The organism is Janthinobacterium sp. SUN100 (genome assembly GCF_030397705.1).
GTDB lineage: Bacteria > Pseudomonadota > Gammaproteobacteria > Burkholderiales > Burkholderiaceae_D > Janthinobacterium > Janthinobacterium kumbetense.
The window spans coordinates 16,049-35,429 of the sequence record NZ_JAPUBU010000008.1 but is presented as its reverse complement, the minus strand read 5'-3'; the positions used below and the strand labels follow the sequence as shown (position 1 = coordinate 35,429).

Below are 19,381 nucleotides of genomic sequence, written 5' to 3'. Positions count from 1 at the left end.
TTATCCTCAATGTATAGGTATGAAGTTTAACGTAGTAATTTAACAATCATTGCATGGGGAACCCCGGCAGACCAGCTGCGGCGCTCTCCCAGATAATAAGGGTAAAGCACGTTTTGAGCCAGTCTTGCCCAAGCGGCGCTTAACCCTTCAATGTTTGTTCCAGCACATGCAATTCATGGTTGCATTCCGGGTTCTTGGTGCGATCCAGCGCGATCTTGCGCACGGCATGCAGCACCGTGGTGTGGTCGCGGCCGCCGAACAGCTCGCCGATTTCCGGCAGGCTCTTCTGTGTCAATTCCTTGGCCAGGTACATGGCGATCTGGCGCGGCCGCGCGATATTCGCGGGGCGGCGCTTCGAATACATGTCGGCAACCTTGATATTGAAGAAGTCGGCCACCGTTTTCTGGATGTTTTCCACGGAAATCTGGCGATTCTGCACCGACAGCAAGTCCTTCAGCGCTTCCTTGACGATATCGATGGTGATATCTTTGCCATGGAAACGCGAATACGCGAGGATCTTGCGCAGCGCGCCTTCCAGCTCGCGTACGTTCGAACGCAAGTGCTTGGCGACAAAGAACGCCACGTCGTCGGAGAAGGTCACGCCTTCCTGTTTGGCTTTTTTCAACAGAATCGCCACGCGCATTTCCAGTTCCGGCGGTTCGATGGCCACCGTCAGGCCCGAGTCGAAGCGCGAGATCAGACGGTCGTCCATGCCCGTGATTTCCTTCGGATACGTATCCGAGGTGATGATGATCTGTTTCTTTGCGGCAATTAATGCCTCGAATGCATAGAAGAACTCTTCCTGCGTGCGGCTCTTGCCGCCAAAGAACTGGATATCATCGATCAGCAGCATGTCGAGCGAGTGATAGTAATGCTTGAAGTCGTCGAAACCCTTGCGCTGGTAAGCGGTCACTACGTCGCGAACGTACTGTTCTGCGTGGATGTAGCGGATCTTCGCGCCCGGATTGTCGGCCATCACCTGGTTGCCGATGGCGTGGATCAAGTGGGTCTTACCCAGGCCGACGCCGCCGTAGAAGAACAGCGGGTTGTACGACACGCCCGGATTGTTCGCCACCTGGATGGCGGCGGCGCGCGCCAGCTGGTTGGCCTTACCCGTCACGAAGCTGTCGAAGGTCAGGTCGGTGTTGATGCGGCTCTGCTCGCGGCGCGGCGCGGCGCCGATGCTCAGTTCCGGCACGCTCGGCTGCGGTTCCGCGGCGCGCGCGCTGGGCGCGCCGCCATTCGGATCGCTGGCCGGGGTGCTGGCGGTGACGGGTTTCTTCGGCAAGGCCAGGCGCGGGTCGAGCACGAACTGCACTTCCGTCGGCGCTTCGAAGTACTGAATGGCCAGGGCAGTGATGCGGCTGGCGAACTGGGTCTTGACCCAATCGAGCTTGAAGCGATTGGGCGCAGCAATGCGCAGCTTGCCCTCTTCGTAATCGAGAGGGATAAGCGGTTTGATCCACGCACTGAATTGTTGCGGTGTCAGCTCCAGTTCCAACTGCGCGGAACAGGCCTGCCAGAAATTATCCATGTATGTCTATGTGAAAAGGTGTGGGAGGGCGTATCGATTCTGCCCTGCGTTCACCGTGTTGCAAGGCCGGCGTCGCGCGAGGGCTCGCCACACGTAACGCGCTATTCTACTCCCGACTGCGAAAGTTATCCACAGGCACGGCTGTTATTTTTGTGTGGCGGGGTGGGGCGCCGTGTGCATAAGAGGCGACTTATCCCCCGGTTATCCCGTCACAGGCAGTGCTGGCGCGGCCTGTGGCGGGGCCTTGCCGGCAGATGGGGGCCGGCGCGCAAATTTCCGGGCGATCACGGCAATCCTTGACAAGAGGGGGGCATATGCTGAATAATTCAGGGTTCCCCGCCCGTATTCCGTGTTTATTCATTTGGAACGACAATATGGACTAAGCGTGGATTAAGCGGGCGATGAGATTGGCCAGCTTGTGCCTTGGCATAAGTGCGCGATTGTCATTGGCACCAAAAACTGACGGGACGTCAGACCCGATTTTGCATTTTTTTTGTTTTTAGCGAGACCAACATGAAACGTACTTACCAACCTTCCGTCGTTCGCCGCAAGCGTACGCACGGCTTCCGCGCTCGTATGGCTACCCGTGGTGGCCGTGATGTGCTCAACGCACGTCGCGCAAAGGGCCGCAAACGTCTGGCCGTCTAGGCTTGTCGTTGACAGCTGATCGCGTGGCTAGCTGTACTCCAGTCGGCAATCAACGCGAAGGTTCACACGACTTCGCGCGCGTTCGGCGTATCGTTAAAACGGATGAATTTTCATCCGTTTTTCGTTTGCGCCCTTCGCAAAAAACAGCGCATTTTGTGCTGTACACCCGACACAATCAATTGCCGCATGCGCGGCTGGGCGTCGTTGTGGCCAAGCGTTTCGCGCCGCGCGCGGCGACCCGCAACACGATCAAGCGCGTCACGCGCGAGCTGTTTCGCAACAGCGCGATGCCGCCGGTCGACTGCGTGGTGCGTTTGTCGCGCGCCGTCAACAGCAAGGATGGTCCGGCCACCACGACGCAGCTCAAAGCCGAGCTGCGCGAGGAATTGAGCCGCCTGTTCGCGGCGCAAATCGCCGCCCAGGCCCGTTCTGTTGCTGCGCCACCACCATCCGCGCCATGAAAACCCTGCTGCTGTTCCTGCTGCGCGCTTATCAGTTGCTGATCAGCCCCATGCTGGGACAGAATTGCCGTTTCTATCCGAGCTGTTCGCATTACGCGATGGAAGCGCTGCGCGTGCACGGTACTGCCAAGGGCAGCCTGCTGGCTGCCAAGCGCCTGTGCCGTTGCCACCCCTGGAATGAAGGGGGCGTCGACCCGGTGCCGCCGGCCGATTGCAAACAATCTTCAACGACCGCTTGCGGTTGCAACCACTCCTGACAAATACCCTAATGGATATCAATAAACGTACCATCCTGTGGATCGTGTTTTCCGTCTCGCTGGTAATTCTCTGGAACGAATGGATGATCTCGAACGGCAAGCCGTCGATGTTCTCCGCGAACACGGAACAAACCGCCAAGGCGCCTGCGACCCCTGCCAAGACGGCTGCCTTGCCAGCCGCGGCAGGCGTGCCTGCCCTGCCGGGTGACGCTGTCGATCCCGCCGCGTTCAAGCGCGAAGTGATTACCATCACCACCGACGTCATCAAGGTCGATATCGACACCCTGGGCGGCCAGGTCAAGCGTCTGGAATTGCTGAAATTCAAGGGCGCGGGTAATCCGGGCTGGTTTGGCGGCTGCTTCGGCCTGTTCAAGGTATGCCAGCCGGATGACGGCAAGCAAAACGAAGTGCTGTTCGACGAAGGCGCGAACCACACCTACCTGGCGCAATCGGGCCTGGTCGGCGGTCCCTTCCCTACCCATGCGAGCGGTTTCACCGTGCAGCCTGGCGTGCGTACCCTGGCCGATGGCAAGCAAATTCAACTGGTAATGGAAGCGGTCGAAGGCGGCGTCAAGCTGACCAAGACGTTTACCTTCAAGCGCGGCGATTACGTCATCGACGTGCGCCATGACGTGTCCAACGTGGGCGCGGCCCCTGTCACGCCGCAGTTGTATCTGCAACTGACGCATGACGGCAACAAGCCGGTCGGCGACTCCTTCTTCAACAGCAGCTTCACGGGCCCGACCCTGTACACGCCGCAAGACAAGTACCAGAAGCTGACGTTCGAGAAAATCGAAAAAGCGGCCTTGGAAGACGAGAAGAAGGGCAACGACAACGCCATGAAGGGCCTGCACCCGGCGACGGCGAATGGCGGCTGGTTTGCGATTTCGCAACACTTCTTCGTGTCCGCTTTCGTTCCGCCTGAGAACGCCAAGCGCGACATCTTCACGAAGAAGGTCGGCCCCAACCTGTACGCCATCGGCAACGTGCTGCCCCTGCCTACCCTGGCGCCAGGCGCTTCGGCCAGCATGGACAGCAAGCTGTACTCGGGTCCGCAAATCGCGCACCTGCTGGAAAACGTCTCGCCTGGCCTGGAACTGGTCAAGGATTATGGCTGGCTGACCATCATCGCCAAGCCGATGTTCTGGGTCATGGAACAGATCCACAGCGTGCTGGGCAACTGGGGCTGGACCATCATCGCCTTCACGATCCTGATCAAGCTGCTGTTCTTCCCGCTGTCGGCCGCCGGCTACCGCAGCATGGCCAAGATGAAACTGGTCACGCCGAAGATGCAAGCGATCCGCGAACGCTTCAAGGGCGATCCGCAAAAGATGAACCAGGCCACGATGGAGCTGTACAAGACGGAAAAGATCAATCCGCTGGGCGGCTGCCTGCCGATCCTGATCCAGATGCCCGTCTTTATCGCCCTGTACTGGGTCTTGAACGCGTCCGTGGAAATCCGCGGCGCGCCATGGATCGGCTGGATCACCGACCTGGCCCAGCATGACCCATGGTGCATCCTGCCCGTGCTGTACGCGATCTCGATGTTCATCACGACCAAGCTGAACCCGGCCCCGGCCGATCCGATGCAAGCGAAGATGATGCTGTTCATGCCACTGGCATTCTCGGTGATGTTCTTCTTCTTCCCGTCGGGCTTGGTACTCTACTGGGTCGTCAACAACGTCCTGTCGATCGGCCAGCAATGGGTGATCACCAAGAAATACGCGCCTGCCGTCAAGTAAGTCCGGCCAGCGAACAGAAAGCCCGCCTCGCGCGGGCTTTTTTTTGACATCCTACCCAGTGGGTACGATGTCAAAAAAAGTGGGTTTTGGCGGTTTTCCACTGCCCCCCTTCATGTGCACCCGGTTTGTCGCTGAAAATAGTGCGGTTCCTGCAGCCTTCCCCGAATAATCTACAATATCCCCATGAAACTCGACTCTTCCCCTATCGCCGCCATCGCCACCGCTCCCGGGCGCGGCGGCATCGGCGTGGTACGCGCCTCCGGCAAAAACCTCGCTCCGTTAATGACGGCCCTGTTCGGCGCGCAGCCGCTGAAACCGCGCCACGCCACCTATTTGCCGTTCACGGAAAGCGACGGCGCCATCATCGACCAGGGCATCGCCATCCATTTCAAGGGTCCGCATTCGTACACGGGCGAAGACGTGCTGGAATTGCAGGGCCACGGCGGCCCCGTGGTGCTGCAGCTGCTGCTGGCACGCGTGCTGGAAGCGGGTAAGGACAGCGGCTTGCGCCTGGCCGAACCGGGCGAATTTACGCGCCGCGCGTTTTTGAATGACAAGCTTGATCTGGCGCAAGCCGAAGCCGTGGCCGACCTGATCGACGCCTCCACGGAAGCGGCCGCCAAGTCCGCTTCGCAATCGCTGTCGGGCGCGTTCTCGAACACCATCCACGCGCTGGTCGAACAGGTGACGGGACTGCGCATGCTGGTCGAGGCGACCCTGGACTTCCCGGAAGAGGAAATCGACTTCCTGGAAAAATCGAATGCGCGCGGCCAGTTGAAGGCCGTCATCGCAGCCTTGCATAAAGTGTTTGCGCAGGCGGCGCAGGGAGCGCTGCTGCGCGAAGGTCTCAATGTCGTGCTGGCGGGCCAGCCGAACGTGGGCAAATCATCGCTGCTGAACGCGCTGGCGGGCGCCGACGTGGCGATCGTCACGCCGATCGCCGGCACCACGCGCGACAAGGTCAGCGAAACCATCCAGATCGAAGGCATTCCGCTCAACATCATCGACACGGCAGGCATCCGCAGCGCGGGCGATACCATCGACGCCGTCGAGCGCATCGGCATCGAACGCACGTGGGGCGAGATCGGCAAGGCCGACGTGATCCTGCACTTGCTTGACGCAGATCATGGCCCGACCTTGGCCGATGAAACCATCGTCGCCGCCTTCCCCGAGGGCGTGCCGGTGGTGCGCGTGTGGAACAAGATCGATCTGTCGGGCCACAAGCCCAGCGTCGACAGCCTGCCCGACGCCACCCACGTGTATCTGTCCGCGCACGAGCACATCGGCATCGACTTGCTGCGTGCCGAGCTGTTGCGCATCGCCGGCTGGCAGCAGACGGGAGAATCGCTGTACCTGGCGCGCGAACGCCATTTGATCGCGCTCAAATCGGCCGGCAAGCATCTGGACATCGCCGCCGAGCACGCGGCGCAGGACGACCAGTCGCTGGACCTGTTTGCGGAAGAACTGCGCCTGGCGCAGGTGCAGCTGTCGAGCATCACGGGCGAGTTTTCGCCTGACGATCTGCTGGGCGTGATTTTCAGCCGTTTCTGCATCGGCAAGTAAGGGCACACGATGAAAATGTTGATCGCCGCCGTACTGTGCTGTCTGCCCTTGCTGGCTCAGGCAGAGGAAAAGCTGCCGCGCGACGTGGCGCAGTTCATTGATCATGCGCAAATGTGCGAACACTTTGCCGGCGAGTGGGATGACAATGACAAGGCGCGCCAGCGCGAAATCACGCAAGCCGTGGCCGCTTTTTGCGGCCAGGCGCAGCGGCAGTGGAAACGGCTGTCCGCCAAGTATGCGGGGCAGCCGAAGCTGGAAAAAGTCATTGCCGACAATGCCAATGACGCGGTGCGCAGTTTCCGGAAATAACGGCTGCCCTGGCTTGCGGCGGCTCAGCTCTTCTTGCGCTTGGCCTGCTCTTCCCTGAATGTCTGGAAGGTTTCGATATGCTCGGCCCGCCGCAGCACGCGCGAGCGCGGGTCGAGCGTGTACGTGGCGCCAGCCGGCAGGGGCAGTTCGCCAAAGCCCAGCGCCATGGAAACGGTATGGATTTCCTTGCCGATACGCACTTCCACCGGCATCAGGAAGGCGAGGTCGGCAGGCGTCTTCCACAGCAGGCGCAGGGTGTCGCCGTCCCGCACGGCGGACAGCTCCGGCAGCGCGGCCTGGTACAGATAGGTCTGGAAGAACCAGTCGTAATTGCTGCCCGTGACTTTGTTGACGATGGCCATGAATTCCTGCGTGCTGCCATAGCGGGGCTGGAACTGGCCCGGCTGCGGCTGTTCCGTGCCGTAGACGAGCAGGCGCACGGCGCGGAAGAAGGCGTCGTCGCCGATCAGGCCGCGCAAGGTGTGCAGCACCAGCGCGCCTTTGGCATAGATGTCGCCGCCGGGCCCTCCTTTTTTCTCGTCGTAGACTTCTTCCTCGCTTTTCGGCTTGCCCGACACCATGGGTGCCTTGTTGGCGATGCCGGCGCGCATTTGCTGTAACGCAGCAAAATATTCCTGCTCCCCCCGCAGATATTGCATGTACAGCGGTTGCATGTACGTGCCGAAACCTTCGTGCAGCCACATGTCGTCCCAGTTGCTGTTGGTGAGCTGGTTGCCGAACCATTCGTGCGCAAATTCATGCTGCAGCAGTTCGTCGTAGCCATAGCTGGTCTTGGCGAATTTGTTGCCATAGGCATTGATGGTCTGGTGCTCCATGCCCTTGTGCGGTGTTTCGGCGATGCCGACCTTTTCATCGCCAAACGGGTAGGGGCCGATGACGCTTTCAAAAAAATCTAGCATGGGCGGCAATTCCGCGAACAGGGCGCCCGCCTTGGCTTCGCTTTCCGGCAGATACCAGAATTGCAGGGGGATGCGGTTGCCGTAGCGGCTGGCGTACTCGCCCTGCAAGCTGCGGTAGGGCGCCACGTTGAGGGCGATGCCATACGTGCTCGGATGTTTGGCGCGCCAGTGCCAGGTGCGCCAGCCGTCGGCCTCATCCATGCCGAGCGCGACGCCGTTGCCGGCCGCCACCAGCGGCGCCGGCACCTGGATGTGCTGGTCGATCAGCTGGGCCTTGCCCATCGGGTGGTCGATGCAGGGCCAGAACAGGTCGCAGCCTTCGCCTTGCACGGCGCTGGCGATCCACGGCGCGCCATCGGCCGTGCTCGACCACACCATGCCGCCATCCCACGGCGCTTTCACGGCGACGTGCGGCACGCCGTGGTAGACGACGCGGATGGTGGTGCGCGCGCCGGCCGCGAGGGTGGCCGGCAAGGTCATGCTTAGGCGCCCGTCCGGGTTGGCGTAGTCTTGCGGCCGCAGCGCCTTGCCGTCGATTTCGATGGTATCGACGGGCAGGTTGCGGTCCAGGTCCAGCGCGAAGCGCGAGATCGGCTGCGTCGCCAGGAAGGTCAGGCGCGCGTCGCCGGCGATGCTGCGGTTGGCCGGGTCGATGCGCAAGGTCAGGTCGGCGTGTTCGAACACCACCGCCAATTGTTCCGGCGTGCGTTCGGCGCCCGAATTGAGCGTGTAGGCGGTGGGCGCCTGCGTGGCGCAGGCGCTGAGCAGCAAGCAGGAGAGCAGCAGGGGGATGTGTTTCATGGCAGGCGCGCAAGTGGACGGAACACTGATTGTAGTGTGAAGTGACAATGTTGTCGTTTGGAAATTTCACGGCGCCGATGGGGCAAGCGTGGCCGCCGTTGAGAAATGTCATGGGCTTCAAACTGCGCTGACGTAATCTTGCTGAGCGGCCTTGAAGTGCCGCTAGGAAAGGAAGCGCCATGGACAGCAAACAGCCGGATGTCGTGGAATGCGGGGATGAGGTCGTGGCGCGACGATTGCCCGCCATGCCGGAATTGATCGCCACCTTGCCGCCGAAAGGCGCGTGCTGGTACTGCGACAAGCCGCTCGACGCCGTGCGCCGCTTTTGCGGCAAGAGCTGTGGCATGGCTTACGCGGAAGAGGCGCAATACCACCCTTGAGTTCGGTAATTAGCGGCGCCGCAGCAGCGCCGCCAGCGCGCCGTCGTAGTCGAACTCATGTGCGGCAGCCGCCACTTCCTGGTAGACGTGCACGCCCAGGCTGGCCGCCAGCAGGCTGGCCGAGTTTTCCAGGATGTCGATGGCTGCGCCGTCGCCTTCGCGCAGGTGGCTGGCCAGGCGCGCCAGCAGCAGCTGGATGGCGGGCGCGGCCGGATCGGGCGCCACGTCCTGCGCCGCCGTATGGGTGGCCTCCGGCGTGCCCAGCATGCTGCTGACCGCGCCCAGCAATTGATCTTGCGCCAGTTCCAGCTGCAGCATCTGCCGGGCCAGGTCGGGCGCTTGCGCGCGCAGTGCCGATTCCAGCGTTTCCGCCAGGCCGTGCACGTGGTGCGCACCGATCATGCCGGCGGCGCCCTTCAAGGTATGCGCCTTCAGGCGCGCGGAGGCATAGTTGCCCGTGTCGAATTCAGCGCGGATCTGGCACGGCGTGGTGCCGTGGTCATGCAGGAAGCGGCGCAGGATTTTCAGGTACAGGATGCGGTCGCCCATGATGCGGCCCAGTCCGTTCTCGACATCGAGAATACGGACCATGTCGGATTCCGCGAGGGCGGCATCATCATCGCAAGTGGCGTGTGGTTTCATCATGCCTGGTGTGCAGAGGGCCCCAAAACTTGTCAATTGCATTCACGCAATATCTATCATTTTACATCCAGTTGCCCTCGCTACTGCGTCCGCTTGGCAGACGCTGCCAGACTAACGCGTCGTGAATGACCAGTTGCGCGTGACGCTCGCACCATTGACTTTGCCGATGAAACTCACGTCATAGGTGGTGGCCGCCAGCAGGGGGGCCAGCGGGATGATGGCGGCTACCGAGCGCGATGTATTGACGGCATCGGTTTCCTTGCTGAGCAGGCGTACCGTCAAATCCACGCCGGTGCCACGCTGGCGCACGGTGAATGTCGTCACGCTGAGGGTGGCGTCGAAATTCGCATGGACGCTGATGGGGTAGCCGACCACGTCCTGGTTGGGTACGGGATCGGGTTCCTCTTCATTGCTGGCGAAACTGGTGGCGACCTTGGTCTGTCCGTCGAACGGGTAGCTGACGATCTGGCCGGCCGGCAAGCCGGGACCGTAGCGGCTGTTGCCCGCCAGGTCGGTGGTGAAATACGCATAGCCGCTGTTGTTGACGGCCGCGCCGGCGCCGCCTTCCTTGAAGACCGGTTCAAAGATGAGGAAGCGGTGATACACGGCCGTGATCAGGTTTTCCGCCATGTAGAAACCGGAATTGGTCGACACGCCCGCGATGACTTCGCCCCAGACGGAAGTGACGCCATAGCCGGACGCGGTGAGGCGGTCATACAGTGTTTCGCCGGTAAAGCCGGGCTTGCCTTTCACTTGATTGTGCACCACCACATTATTGCTGTTCAGATAATTGGAGTGGCCGAGTGCCGCGTTGTCGATCTGGCTATTGCGCACCAGCGGCGCCAGGCCGATCTGGCCGCGCCGGTAATTGATCCAGTTGAAGCCATCGGTGGCGATATTGTTGCTGAGGACGGGAGCGCCCGGCTCCTGTGTCAGCTGCCCGGCCTGGGTCGAGGTGTTCAGCGACGTCTTGCCGCCGTTATCGCCGCCGCCGCAGGCGCTCAGCAGGGCTGCACTCAGCAGGGCGGGTATCCAGTACTTCCAACGCAGTGACGAGACAATCAAGTTGACTCCTGTATAGGTAGGCGGGCAGCGGTGGGGGCCGGCGTGCTGCCCTGTGAAACGATTCTAAGGCATTTTTATGTGCCGTAGAGCATCAATGACAAGATATGTCGCGTGCTCGTGCGCAGACGGTGCCGCAGCTGCGCAGGGTAGAATGAGCATAGTGCAGCGTTTGCCGCTGCGTTGCCTCATTTCCGCTACTTTGATTGCCCACAAATTTGAACACATTGCCCAAGTCGCGCCTGCAGCGCGCCAAATACGCCTTGCCCAGCATGGTGACTTTGCTTTCGATAGCCTGCGGTTTTGCCAGCATCGTCATCTCCGTCGATAACGCCGGTGTCGGCAACCCCGCCGATTACCGGCTGGCGGCCGCGCTGCTGGTGCTGGCCGGCGTGTTCGACGCGCTCGACGGCTACGTGGCGCGCCTGACGAACACCAGCTCGCAGTTCGGCGTGCAGCTCGATTCCATCGCCGACGTGATGAATTTCGGCTGCGCCCCGGCCGTATTGCTGTACTGCTACGGTTTCGTGCAGATGGGCGTGCACGATCCGCTGCTGCTGCGCTTTGGCGGCATGGCCAGCTTCTTCTTTGTCGCCTGCGGCGCCATGCGCCTGGCGCGCTTCAATGTGAACGTGGGACGGACGGATCCCCTGTATTTCGTCGGCATGCCGATCACGGCCGGGGCCGCCTGCGTGGCGGCCGTCGTGGTGGCCTGGCCGGCGCCCATCGATTCCATGCTGCACAGCTATCTGCTGATGCTATTGCTGGTGGGTGTGGGCAGCCTGATGGTGTCGACCTTGCGTTTCCCCAGCTCCAAGCAAAAGAAAAGCCTGGCCGCGCTGCTGGTGCTGATCGTCGCCGTCGCCCTGCTGGTGTGGCTGAAGACCAGCTTCTTCGCGCTGTTCTTCGCCGTCTACATCGGCGCCACCCTGGCGCTCAACCTGGCGTGGCACCTGGGCTGGCGGGGTATTGCGTTGCCGCAAGTCTTTAATGACCCGGACGAGATAGACTAAGCCACCTCGTGCCCGCGCGCGGCGCGCAGGATGGCGAACCAGTCGCTGCGGCTGAGCGAAAATTGCGTGCCTTCCACGGCCACGCCCACGGCTTCGATGCGGCCCGTGCCCGTCAGCGGCAGGGGGCGGCATGGCAGTTGCATGATCCAGGCGAACACCACGCTGGCAAACGGACGCTGCAGTTCATCCGCGATCTGCTTGATGACATTGCGCAAGTTCTCCACATTCGCATCGCCGCCCTGGAACAGCCGTCCGCCCGCCAGAGGCGACCAGATCATCGGCGCCACGCCCACGTCCTGCAAGCCGTCGAAGGTTTCATCGAACAGCGGCGTCACGTGCAGCGGCGAAAATTCCACCTGGTTCGTCACCAGCGGGAAGCGCCGGTGCAGGCACTCGAACTGGTGGCGGCTGAAATTCGACACGCCAAAGTGCAAGACCTTGCCCGCCGCTTTCAATTGCGTGAAGGCGCCGGCGATCTCGTCGAAATCCATCAGCGGGTCGGGGCGGTGGATCAGCAGCAAGTCCAGGCGGTCCGTCTGCAACTGGAGCAAGGTGTGTTCCACGGAACTGGTGATGTGCGCCGCGCTCGTGTCGTAATGCTGGATGGCATGGCCGGGACGGTGCGGCGACAGCAGCTTGATGCCGCATTTGCTGACCAGCTCCATCTTGTCGCGCAAGCCCGGCTGCAGGGCCAGCGCTTCGCCGAACAGGCCTTCGGCGCTGTAATCGCCATAGATGTCGGCATGGTCGAAGCTCGATACGCCCAGCGCCAGGCATTGCTCGATGAAGGCCAGGCGTTGCTGCGCAGACATATTCCACTCGCCGATGCGCCACATGCCGGCGACGATGCGCGACAGTTCGGGACCGTTGCTGCTCAAACGGCTGCGCGGCGCTTGCAGGCTGGCGGGAAATACATGGCTCATGGGCTGGCTTTCTGATGGTGGCGTGAGGGGACTCGCCACGATTATAGCCAGCTAATCTAGAGCATGCTGCGGATAAAGCGGCAACACCGCTCCTGCAAGGCCGCATCGAGCTGGCCGCCCAGCTGCATCTGGTACACGAGCGCCGATTGCAGCATGAAGGCGAACAGGCGCAGGTCGAGGTCGGCGCGCACGCCGATGTTGAGCAGGCGCTGCACCACCAGGCTGATCCACGGCGCGACGATCTGCTCGCGAAAGCGCAGTTGCGCCGCCGCATCGTTGTGGATCAGCACCAATAAATCGCAGGTGAAGCGGCCGTCGGCGTTCAGGTTGTCGAAGATGCGCGCGCAGATCGCCTCGATTTCCTGGCCGTCCGGCATGTCGAGCGCGCGCTGCAGCTTTTCCGCCGTGCGCTTGACGAGCGCGTCGAGCAGCATGTCTTCGCGGCGCGGCCAGCGCCGGTAGATCGTCTGGCGCCCCACGCCGGCAGCGTCGGCCACCATCTGTATAGTCACCGCGTCGAGCCCATGCAGGCGCACCAGCATGACGATCGCTTCCAATACCGCATCTTCCACACCCGCCTTGCGCGGGCGGCCACGCGCCACTGCCTCTTTTTTGATCACGTCTAACCTGTCTCTGAATGTTTCTTTTAATTATGGTACGATGCGCACCGTAAATGCAAAGCAACTGCTTGTCAATCATCCTGATCAATTAACCGACAGGCAGGTACGCCGCGCCGCGATACTCCAGTCATCTCTACGTGAAATCTGCACTCTCCGCGGCGCGTGTCCGCATTTTCTTTCTGACTCCCACATCCATCACTGTGGCGGCTCGTGCCGCCTGAGGAAAACCTATGAAAATCATCGGGATTTCGCCCCATCGGCGTAACTTCCTGCGCAAGGCCGTCGGCGCCGCGCCTGCCGTGGCCTTGCTGGCCGGCGCCGGCGGCGGCCTGGCCATGGCCGTCTCCAAGGACCAGCCTGCCTACAAACCGCGCTTTTTCGACGCCACCGAATGGGCCACCCTGACGGCGCTGGTCGACCGCCTGATCCCCGCCGACGGCGAAGGGCCGGGCGCGCTGGAATCGGGCGCGCATGAATTCATCGATGCGCAGATGAACACGCCCTACGCGTATGGCGCGCTGTGGTACATGCAGGGGCCGTTCGTGCCGTCGATCGAACAGTTCGGCTACCAGTTCCACATGGCGCCGCGCGAGCTGTACAAGAGCGCCCTGGCCGGCGTCAACGCAGCCGTCCATAAACAGTCGGGCAAGCCTTTCGTGCAGCTGAACGGGGCCGAGCGCGACGCCGTCATCACGCAATTGCAAAAGGGAACGTTGGACATCGGCGAAGTGCCGGCCAAGGTCTTCTTTAACCAATTGCTGCAAAACACGCGCGAAGGTTACTTTTGCGATCCCGTGCACGGCGGCAATAAGGACATGCTGGCCTGGAAGATGGTCGGTTTCCCCGGCGCGCGCGCCGACTACATGGATTGGGTGGAACAGTATGGCAAGAAATACCCGCTGCCCCCTGTTTCTATCGCATAAGACTTTTTGTAGCAGATCAAAGAAAAAGAAAAACCATCATGAGTGATATCAAACCAGATGTAAAAATGAAGCCTGTCGATGCCGTGATTGTCGGCTTCGGTTGGACCGGCGCCATCATGGCCAAGGAATTGACGGAAGCGGGCCTGAACGTGGTCGCGCTGGAACGCGGCGAGTACCGCGACACCTATCCCGACGGCGCCTATCCGAAGACCCTCGACGAGCTGACCTACATCCAGCGCAGCAAGCTGTTCCAGGACATGTCGAAAAGCACGTTCACCTTCCGCCACAGCATCACGGGCGTGGCCGTGCCTTACCGCCAGATCGGCGCCTTCAAGCCCGGCACGGGCGTGGGCGGCGCGGGCTTGCACTGGTCGGGCATGCACTGGCGCGTCTTGCCGGAAGAGCTGCAGATCCGCAGCCATTACGAACGCCGCTACGGCAAGAAATTCATCCCCGAAGGCATGACGATCCAGGACTTTGGCGTGACTTACGCCGAGCTGGAGCCGCACTTCGATTTTGTGGAAAAAGTCTTCGGCACCTCGGGCCAGGCATATAAGGTCAACGGCATCGTCGTCGGCGACGGCAATGTGTTCGAGGGCGACCGCTCCGACAATTACGCGCTGGCGCCGCAAAAAGTGCCATACACGGCCGAGCTGTTCCGCCGCGCGGCCAAGGCCGTCGGCTACCACCCCTTCGTCAACGCTTCGTCGAACGCGTCCGGCCCGTACACGAACCCGTACGGCTGCCAGATGGGACCGTGCAACTTCTGCGGTTTCTGCTCCGGCTACGCCTGCTATAACTATTCCAAGGCTTCGCCCAACGTCAACATCATGCCGGCCCTGCGCATGGTGGCCAACTTCGAATTGCGCGCCAACTGCAACGTCGTGCGCATCAACCTCGACGGCAGCAAAAAACGCGCGACGGGCGTGACCTATATCAATGCGGACGGCAAGGCCGTCGAGCAGCCGGCCGACCTGGTCATCGCCAGCGCCTTTGCCTACAACAATGCGCATCTGTTCCTGCTGTCGGGCATTGGCAAGCCGTATGACCCCGTCAGCAATGAAGGCGTGGTGGGACGCAACATCGCCTACCAGATGATGTCCACCATCCAGACCTTCTTCAAGGAAGACACGAACACGAACCCCTTCATCGGCGCCGGCGGCACGGGCGTCGCGCTCGACGACTGGAATGGCGACAACTTCGACCATGGCCCGCTGGGTTTTGTCGGCGGCTCGCCCGCCTGGTGCAACCCGGCCGGCTCCAAGCCGATTTCCGGCATCGCCACGCCGGACGGCACGCCCGCCTGGGGTTCTGCCTGGAAAAAGGCCGTCAAGAAGAGCTATTTGAACACGGTATCCTTCGACTGTCACGGCGCCAACATGACGTATCGCGACTGCTATGTCGACCTGGACCCCACCTATACGGACAAGTATGGCCAGCAATTGCTGCGCTTTACCTTCGACTGGAAGGAAAACGACATCAAGATGAGCCGTTTCGTCACGGACAAGATGATGAAGGTGGCCGAGGCCATGAATCCGGAAGCTATCAAGGTGTCCGTCAAGAACGTGGGCGACCACCTCGACTTGCGCAACTACCAGACCACCCACTGGGCGGGCGGCACGGCCATGGGCGCGGACCGCAAGACCAGCGTCGTCAACCGCTACCTGCAGAGCTGGGACGTGCACAACGTGTTTGCCGTCGGCTCCAGCGTGTTCCCGGTCGGCATCGGCTACAACCCGACTGGCCTCGCTTGCGCGCTGACCTACTGGTCGGCCAAGGCCATCCGCGAGCAATACCTGAAAGATCCCCGTCCCCTGGTCGCTTGATAAAGAACAAGAAGATGAACAACACATTCACCCATACCGTGGGCGCGCTGCTGCTGGCGCTCGCCTCCGGCACTGCCTGGTCCGCCACCACGGCCGCTGCCACCACTCCGAACGCCCAGCTGATACGCCAGGGCGAATACCTGGCCCGCGCGGGCGACTGCATCGCCTGCCACACGGCCGGCACGAAAGGCCATCCGTTCGCGGGCGGCCTGGGCATGGAAACGCCGATCGGCAAGGTGTATTCCACCAACATCACGCCGGACAAGAAGGCCGGCATCGGCGACTGGAGCTTTGCCGATTTCGACAAGCTGATGCGCACGGGCGTGACCAAGCACGGCTATACCGTGTATCCGGCCATGCCGTATCCGTCGTACTCGCGCCTGAGCGAGGCGGACATGCAGGCGTTGTACGCCTACTTCATGCATGGCGTGAAGGCGGACCCGACGCCGAACAAGGCGGCCGACATCCCGTGGCCATTGTCGATGCGTTTCCCCTTGACCATCTGGCGCTGGGCCTTCGCTCCCACGCCGCAGCCGTATAAAACGCCGGTCACGGGCGACGCGCAATTGCTGCGCGGCGCCTACCTGGTGCAGGGCCTGGGCCACTGCGGCGCCTGCCATACGGCGCGCGGCGTGGGCATGCAGGAAAAGTCGCTGACGGATGAGGGCAATACCACCTTCCTGGCGGGCGGCGGCGTGATCGACGGCTGGTCCGTGCCCTCGCTGCGCAATGAACACGGCGGCGGTTTGGCGCGCTGGAGCGCGGCGGAGATCGCCGAATTCCTCAAAACGGGCCGCAACAGCCATACGGCCTCGTTCGGCGCCATGAACGACGTGGTGGCCCACTCCATGCAGCACATGACGGATGGCGACCTGGCGGCGATGGCGAAATACCTGAAATCGTTGCCGCCATCGAATCCGGCCACGCCCGCCTTCGTGGCGGACGACAAGCTGGGCAAGCAATTGTTCAGCGGCATCGTCCATTCCACGGGCGCGCAGTTGTACCTGGACCGTTGCGCCGGTTGTCACCGTTCCGACGGCAAGGGCTACGACAAGGCTTTCCCTGCGCTGGCCGGCAATGCCGTGCTGCAGACGAACGATCCCACGTCTGCCATCAACATCGTGCTGTCGGGCGGCGCCGTGCCGGCCACGCGCATGGCGCCGTCGGCACTGACGATGGCGCCGTATGCCGACATCTTCAACGATGAGCAGACTGCCCAGGTGGTGACCTTCATCCAGACCAGCTGGGGCAACCGCGGCACGCCCGTGACGGCGGCGCAGGTGGCCAAGGTGCGCAAGGTGTCCGTGCCGGTGGAGCCATCGCAGACGGAAGCGACGTTTGCCGCAGGCCGCCACGGCACCTTCCCGCCCGTGGTGCGCCAGCCGCACTTGAAGGATGCGCCGACGAAGTAATTGACGTAACGCAAGACGAAAAAAATGCCCGCAGCATCTGCGGGCATTTTTTATGGGGAACGCTAACTGCTTATTTCAACCACAGGCGCATCGAATCCCAGGCGCGGCCGAAGATCGTGGCCTGGTTGATGGTTTCCAGCGCAACGACCGGCAGTTCCAGCAGGACCTTGTCGTCGACCATCATTTTCAGTTTGCCGACAGGCGCGTTCTCAGCCAGTGGCGCGACCAGCGGGTCCTTGCGTTCCAGCACAGGTTTCATCTTGGCAGCCGTGCCTTTTGGTACGGTGACGAGCACATCGCGGGCGAAACCGATTTTCACGGTGCCTTTCGAGCCCTTCCACACTTCCGGCGTGGCGACGGCCTGGCCTTTCGAGTACAGCTTGACCGTATCGAAGTTCTGGAAGCCCCAGTTCAGCAGCTTCTGGCTTTCCTGCGTGCGGGCCTGGTCCGACGTGGTGCCCAGCACCACGGAGATCAGGCGGCGCTCGCCGGTGCCGCCTGGACGGCGGGCCGAGGCGATCATGCAATAGCCGGCCGCTTCCGTGTGGCCCGTCTTCATGCCGTCCACGGTTGGGTCCAGCCACAGCAGGCGGTTGCGGTTAGGCTGGGTGATCTTGTTGTACGTAAAGCTTTTCACGGAATCGATTTTGTAGAATTCCGGGTAGTCGGCGATCACGCGCTTGGCCAGCACGGACAGGTCTTGTGCTGTGGAATAGTTATCTGGGCTAGGCAAGCCATGCGGATTGGCAAAACGCGTGTTTTTCAGACCCATGCGTTGCGCTTCGCGGTTCATCAGCACGACGAAGGTGCCTTCATCGCCGGCAACGGCTTCAGCCAGTGCCACGGCGGCATCGTTACCCGATTGAATCATCAGGCCATGCAGCAAGTCGTCGATCGACACGGGCGTGGCCGGGTCGATGAACATCTTCGAGCTGCTCGAATCGACTTTCCAGGCACGCACGGACACATTCACTTTTTGGTCCAGCGCCAGTTTCTTTTCGCGGATGGCGGCAAACGTCAGGTAAGCCGTCATGATCTTGGTCAACGAAGCCGGCTCGATGCGCGCGTCTGGATCTTGCGAAGCAATGATCTGGCCACTGGTGGCGTCAAGCAACAGCCAGGACTTGGCGGCGATGGTCGGGGCTGGAACGCTTTGGGCGTAGGCGGCGGAAAAGAACAATACACTGGAGGCCAGTGCCGCTAAAAGTTTTTTCATGGGGCTGGTCTGCGAGAAAAAGATGAAGGCTGAGGGCCATGCTGTTGCTACCTGCATGGCCGCGTGGAAAAAACGGATCAATTATAGCCGTGGAGGCGCTAGTAAGCCCACACTTCAATGATCATCTGCTGCTATTGCGGGTTTGTCACCATGCCACAGGGCAATCACGAGGTTCTTGATGTGATTGAGCTTGCGGTGGAAAAAATGGTCGGCGCCGGGGATCACGATCACGGGAATGTCTTGTGGACGGGCCCAGTCGAAGACGGCGGACAGGGGAATCGTGTCGTCCAGTTCGCCGTGGATCAGGATGGTGTCGGCGGGAATGTCCGCCATGGCCCACTTGCCGGCCGCGCTGCCGATCAGCGCCAGGCGCTCGGCGGGCGTGCCGGCGGCGGCCAGGCGTTCCTGCAGTTTCGATTGCACGAAGGTGCCGAACGAGAAACCGGACAAGGCCACGGGCAAGCCCGGATACAGGCTGCGCATGTGTTCATACAGCAATTGCATGTCGTCCGTCTCGCCCACGCCATGGTCGTGCACGCCTTCGGACGCGCCGACGCCGCGGAAGTTGATGCGCGCCACCACGTAACCGAGCGCGACAAACGCGCGCGCCAGGGTTTGCGTGACCTTGTTATCCATCGTGCCGCCGTACAGCGGGTGCGGGTGGGCAACGAGGGCGATGCCGCGCGGAGTGTCTGCCGGGAAATCGAGCAAGCCTTCCATGCTGCCTGCATGGCCGGCGAGGGTAAATTTTTCCGAGTTTCTGTTCATGATGCTCATACTGGTGGGTATCTCTTAAATTGGCATTAAATCTTGAGGCGTTCGACAATTTTGCCGCCCACCAGGTGCGTATCGATGATTTCATCGATATCGCTGGTGTCGACATAGGTGTACCAGGTCGCTTCCGGGTAGATCACCAGCAGCGGGCCTTCTTCGCAGCGGTCCATGCAGCCGGCCTGGTTGATGCGGATCTTGCCCGCGCCATTCATGTCGAGCTCCTTGATGCGGCGCTTGCAATGCTTTTGCGCCGCTTCCGCGCCATGGTCGCCGCAGCTGTTGCGGCCGTCTTCACGTTTATTCATGCAGAAAAAAACGTGGCGTTCAAAATACGGTGCGTCGCTCATACTATTCT

20 protein-coding genes are annotated in these 19,381 nt (G+C 61.6%); 11 read left to right on the top strand and 9 right to left on the bottom strand.

Going from position 1 to position 19,381, the window contains the following annotated elements; all coding sequences use genetic code 11:
- Window positions 1-139 precede the first annotated feature (139 nt).
- Window positions 140-1,534 carry a chromosomal replication initiator protein DnaA gene (gene dnaA, locus O0881_RS28230; RefSeq protein WP_034781304.1) on the bottom strand — a complete coding sequence of 465 codons (1,395 nt, stop codon included), beginning with the start codon at window positions 1,532-1,534 and terminating at the stop codon, window positions 140-142.
- Window positions 1,535-2,047: 513 nt separating this feature from the next.
- Here dnaA and rpmH point away from each other — a divergent pair.
- The 6 genes from rpmH to O0881_RS28200 all read left to right on the top strand — a co-directional run bounded on the left by rpmH (window position 2,048) and on the right by O0881_RS28200 (window position 6,514).
- On the top strand, window positions 2,048-2,182 hold the full coding sequence (gene rpmH, locus O0881_RS28225) for a 50S ribosomal protein L34 (RefSeq protein ID WP_010401996.1): 135 nt from the start codon (window positions 2,048-2,050) through the stop codon (window positions 2,180-2,182).
- A 23-nt stretch (window positions 2,183-2,205) separates the two neighbouring features.
- Complete coding sequence (gene rnpA, locus O0881_RS28220; RefSeq protein ID WP_099380766.1) at window positions 2,206-2,643, top strand: ribonuclease P protein component; 438 nt, start codon at window positions 2,206-2,208, stop codon at window positions 2,641-2,643.
- Window positions 2,640-2,900, top strand: a complete 261-nt coding sequence (yidD, locus tag O0881_RS28215; RefSeq protein WP_010401993.1) for a membrane protein insertion efficiency factor YidD — start codon at window positions 2,640-2,642, stop codon at window positions 2,898-2,900. The genes rnpA and yidD overlap by 4 nt, the downstream gene beginning before the upstream one ends.
- Before the next feature lie 11 nt (window positions 2,901-2,911).
- Window positions 2,912-4,642 carry a membrane protein insertase YidC gene (gene yidC, locus O0881_RS28210; protein ID WP_077408891.1) on the top strand — a complete coding sequence of 577 codons (1,731 nt, stop codon included), beginning with the start codon at window positions 2,912-2,914 and terminating at the stop codon, window positions 4,640-4,642.
- Between the two features lie 183 nt (window positions 4,643-4,825).
- A complete protein-coding gene (mnmE, locus tag O0881_RS28205; protein WP_289913975.1) occupies window positions 4,826-6,205 on the top strand; it encodes a tRNA uridine-5-carboxymethylaminomethyl(34) synthesis GTPase MnmE in 1,380 nt (459 codons plus the stop codon).
- 9 nt (window positions 6,206-6,214) lie between these two features.
- A complete protein-coding gene (locus tag O0881_RS28200) occupies window positions 6,215-6,514 on the top strand; it encodes a hypothetical protein (RefSeq protein WP_289913973.1) in 300 nt (99 codons plus the stop codon).
- Between the two features lie 23 nt (window positions 6,515-6,537).
- Here the strand turns inward: O0881_RS28200 and O0881_RS28195 are convergent, their stop codons facing one another.
- Entirely contained in the window at window positions 6,538-8,235 is a 1,698-nt protein-coding gene (locus O0881_RS28195; RefSeq protein ID WP_289913972.1) for a M1 family metallopeptidase, read from the bottom strand.
- A 179-nt stretch (window positions 8,236-8,414) separates the two neighbouring features.
- Between O0881_RS28195 and O0881_RS28190 the strand changes: the two genes are divergently transcribed.
- Window positions 8,415-8,615 (top strand): hypothetical protein, encoded by a 201-nt coding sequence (locus tag O0881_RS28190; protein WP_077408887.1) that lies wholly within the window; start codon window positions 8,415-8,417, stop codon window positions 8,613-8,615.
- A 9-nt stretch (window positions 8,616-8,624) separates the two neighbouring features.
- Here the strand turns inward: O0881_RS28190 and O0881_RS28185 are convergent, their stop codons facing one another.
- Entirely contained in the window at window positions 8,625-9,260 is a 636-nt protein-coding gene (locus tag O0881_RS28185) for an Hpt domain-containing protein (protein ID WP_289913969.1), read from the bottom strand.
- A gap of 108 nt (window positions 9,261-9,368) precedes the next feature.
- Window positions 9,369-10,322, bottom strand: coding sequence for a CAP domain-containing protein (locus O0881_RS28180; RefSeq protein ID WP_354670233.1), 954 nt, complete (start codon window positions 10,320-10,322; stop codon window positions 9,369-9,371).
- 269 nt (window positions 10,323-10,591) lie between these two features.
- Between O0881_RS28180 and pssA the strand changes: the two genes are divergently transcribed.
- Window positions 10,592-11,332 carry a CDP-diacylglycerol--serine O-phosphatidyltransferase gene (gene pssA, locus O0881_RS28175; protein ID WP_289907057.1) on the top strand — a complete coding sequence of 247 codons (741 nt, stop codon included), beginning with the start codon at window positions 10,592-10,594 and terminating at the stop codon, window positions 11,330-11,332.
- Here pssA and O0881_RS28170 read toward each other — a convergent pair.
- Together O0881_RS28170 and O0881_RS28165 are read right to left on the bottom strand one after the other, a co-directional pair.
- Window positions 11,329-12,255 (bottom strand): aldo/keto reductase, encoded by a 927-nt coding sequence (locus O0881_RS28170; protein ID WP_289913968.1) that lies wholly within the window; start codon window positions 12,253-12,255, stop codon window positions 11,329-11,331. The two genes, pssA and O0881_RS28170, sit on opposite strands and share 4 nt — an antisense overlap.
- A 56-nt stretch (window positions 12,256-12,311) precedes the next feature.
- A complete protein-coding gene (locus O0881_RS28165; protein WP_218965297.1) occupies window positions 12,312-12,875 on the bottom strand; it encodes a TetR/AcrR family transcriptional regulator in 564 nt (187 codons plus the stop codon).
- A 230-nt stretch (window positions 12,876-13,105) separates the two neighbouring features.
- Between O0881_RS28165 and O0881_RS28160 the strand changes: the two genes are divergently transcribed.
- Genes O0881_RS28160 through O0881_RS28150 form a run of 3 tightly spaced genes read left to right on the top strand, consistent with a single transcriptional unit; the run spans window position 13,106 to window position 17,036 of the window.
- Window positions 13,106-13,798 carry a gluconate 2-dehydrogenase subunit 3 family protein gene (locus O0881_RS28160; RefSeq protein ID WP_289900485.1) on the top strand — a complete coding sequence of 231 codons (693 nt, stop codon included), beginning with the start codon at window positions 13,106-13,108 and terminating at the stop codon, window positions 13,796-13,798.
- Window positions 13,799-13,836: 38 nt separating this feature from the next.
- A complete protein-coding gene (locus tag O0881_RS28155) occupies window positions 13,837-15,624 on the top strand; it encodes a GMC family oxidoreductase (protein WP_257218818.1) in 1,788 nt (595 codons plus the stop codon).
- A 14-nt stretch (window positions 15,625-15,638) separates the two neighbouring features.
- Window positions 15,639-17,036, top strand: coding sequence for a cytochrome c (locus tag O0881_RS28150; protein ID WP_289913967.1), 1,398 nt, complete (start codon window positions 15,639-15,641; stop codon window positions 17,034-17,036).
- A gap of 70 nt (window positions 17,037-17,106) precedes the next feature.
- On the opposite strand, the gene O0881_RS28145 is transcribed toward O0881_RS28150, so the two are convergent.
- From O0881_RS28145 to O0881_RS28135, 3 genes are all read right to left on the bottom strand, one after another.
- Window positions 17,107-18,252 (bottom strand): D-alanyl-D-alanine carboxypeptidase family protein, encoded by a 1,146-nt coding sequence (locus tag O0881_RS28145; protein ID WP_099668326.1) that lies wholly within the window; start codon window positions 18,250-18,252, stop codon window positions 17,107-17,109.
- Between the two features lie 114 nt (window positions 18,253-18,366).
- Window positions 18,367-19,020, bottom strand: coding sequence for an alpha/beta hydrolase (locus O0881_RS28140; RefSeq protein WP_289906930.1), 654 nt, complete (start codon window positions 19,018-19,020; stop codon window positions 18,367-18,369).
- Window positions 19,021-19,055: 35 nt separating this feature from the next.
- Complete coding sequence (locus O0881_RS28135) at window positions 19,056-19,373, bottom strand: ferredoxin (protein WP_034781335.1); 318 nt, start codon at window positions 19,371-19,373, stop codon at window positions 19,056-19,058.
- Between the last annotated feature and the right edge of the window lie 8 nt (window positions 19,374-19,381).

Coding starts and splice junctions, on each gene's coding strand:
- dnaA (WP_034781304.1), bottom strand. CDS start 1,534: ATGGATAATTTCTGGCAGGCCTGTTCCGCGCAGTTGGAACTGGAGCTG.
- rpmH (WP_010401996.1), top strand. CDS start 2,048: ATGAAACGTACTTACCAACCTTCCGTCGTTCGCCGCAAGCGTACGCAC.
- yidD (WP_010401993.1), top strand. CDS start 2,640: ATGAAAACCCTGCTGCTGTTCCTGCTGCGCGCTTATCAGTTGCTGATC.
- yidC (WP_077408891.1), top strand. CDS start 2,912: ATGGATATCAATAAACGTACCATCCTGTGGATCGTGTTTTCCGTCTCG.
- mnmE (WP_289913975.1), top strand. CDS start 4,826: ATGAAACTCGACTCTTCCCCTATCGCCGCCATCGCCACCGCTCCCGGG.
- O0881_RS28200 (WP_289913973.1), top strand. CDS start 6,215: ATGAAAATGTTGATCGCCGCCGTACTGTGCTGTCTGCCCTTGCTGGCT.
- O0881_RS28195 (WP_289913972.1), bottom strand. CDS start 8,235: ATGAAACACATCCCCCTGCTGCTCTCCTGCTTGCTGCTCAGCGCCTGC.
- O0881_RS28190 (WP_077408887.1), top strand. CDS start 8,415: ATGGACAGCAAACAGCCGGATGTCGTGGAATGCGGGGATGAGGTCGTG.
- O0881_RS28185 (WP_289913969.1), bottom strand. CDS start 9,260: ATGATGAAACCACACGCCACTTGCGATGATGATGCCGCCCTCGCGGAA.
- pssA (WP_289907057.1), top strand. CDS start 10,592: ATGGTGACTTTGCTTTCGATAGCCTGCGGTTTTGCCAGCATCGTCATC.
- O0881_RS28170 (WP_289913968.1), bottom strand. CDS start 12,255: ATGAGCCATGTATTTCCCGCCAGCCTGCAAGCGCCGCGCAGCCGTTTG.
- O0881_RS28160 (WP_289900485.1), top strand. CDS start 13,106: ATGAAAATCATCGGGATTTCGCCCCATCGGCGTAACTTCCTGCGCAAG.
- O0881_RS28155 (WP_257218818.1), top strand. CDS start 13,837: ATGAGTGATATCAAACCAGATGTAAAAATGAAGCCTGTCGATGCCGTG.
- O0881_RS28150 (WP_289913967.1), top strand. CDS start 15,639: ATGAACAACACATTCACCCATACCGTGGGCGCGCTGCTGCTGGCGCTC.
- O0881_RS28145 (WP_099668326.1), bottom strand. CDS start 18,252: ATGAAAAAACTTTTAGCGGCACTGGCCTCCAGTGTATTGTTCTTTTCC.
- O0881_RS28140 (WP_289906930.1), bottom strand. CDS start 19,020: ATGAACAGAAACTCGGAAAAATTTACCCTCGCCGGCCATGCAGGCAGC.
- O0881_RS28135 (WP_034781335.1), bottom strand. CDS start 19,373: ATGAGCGACGCACCGTATTTTGAACGCCACGTTTTTTTCTGCATGAAT.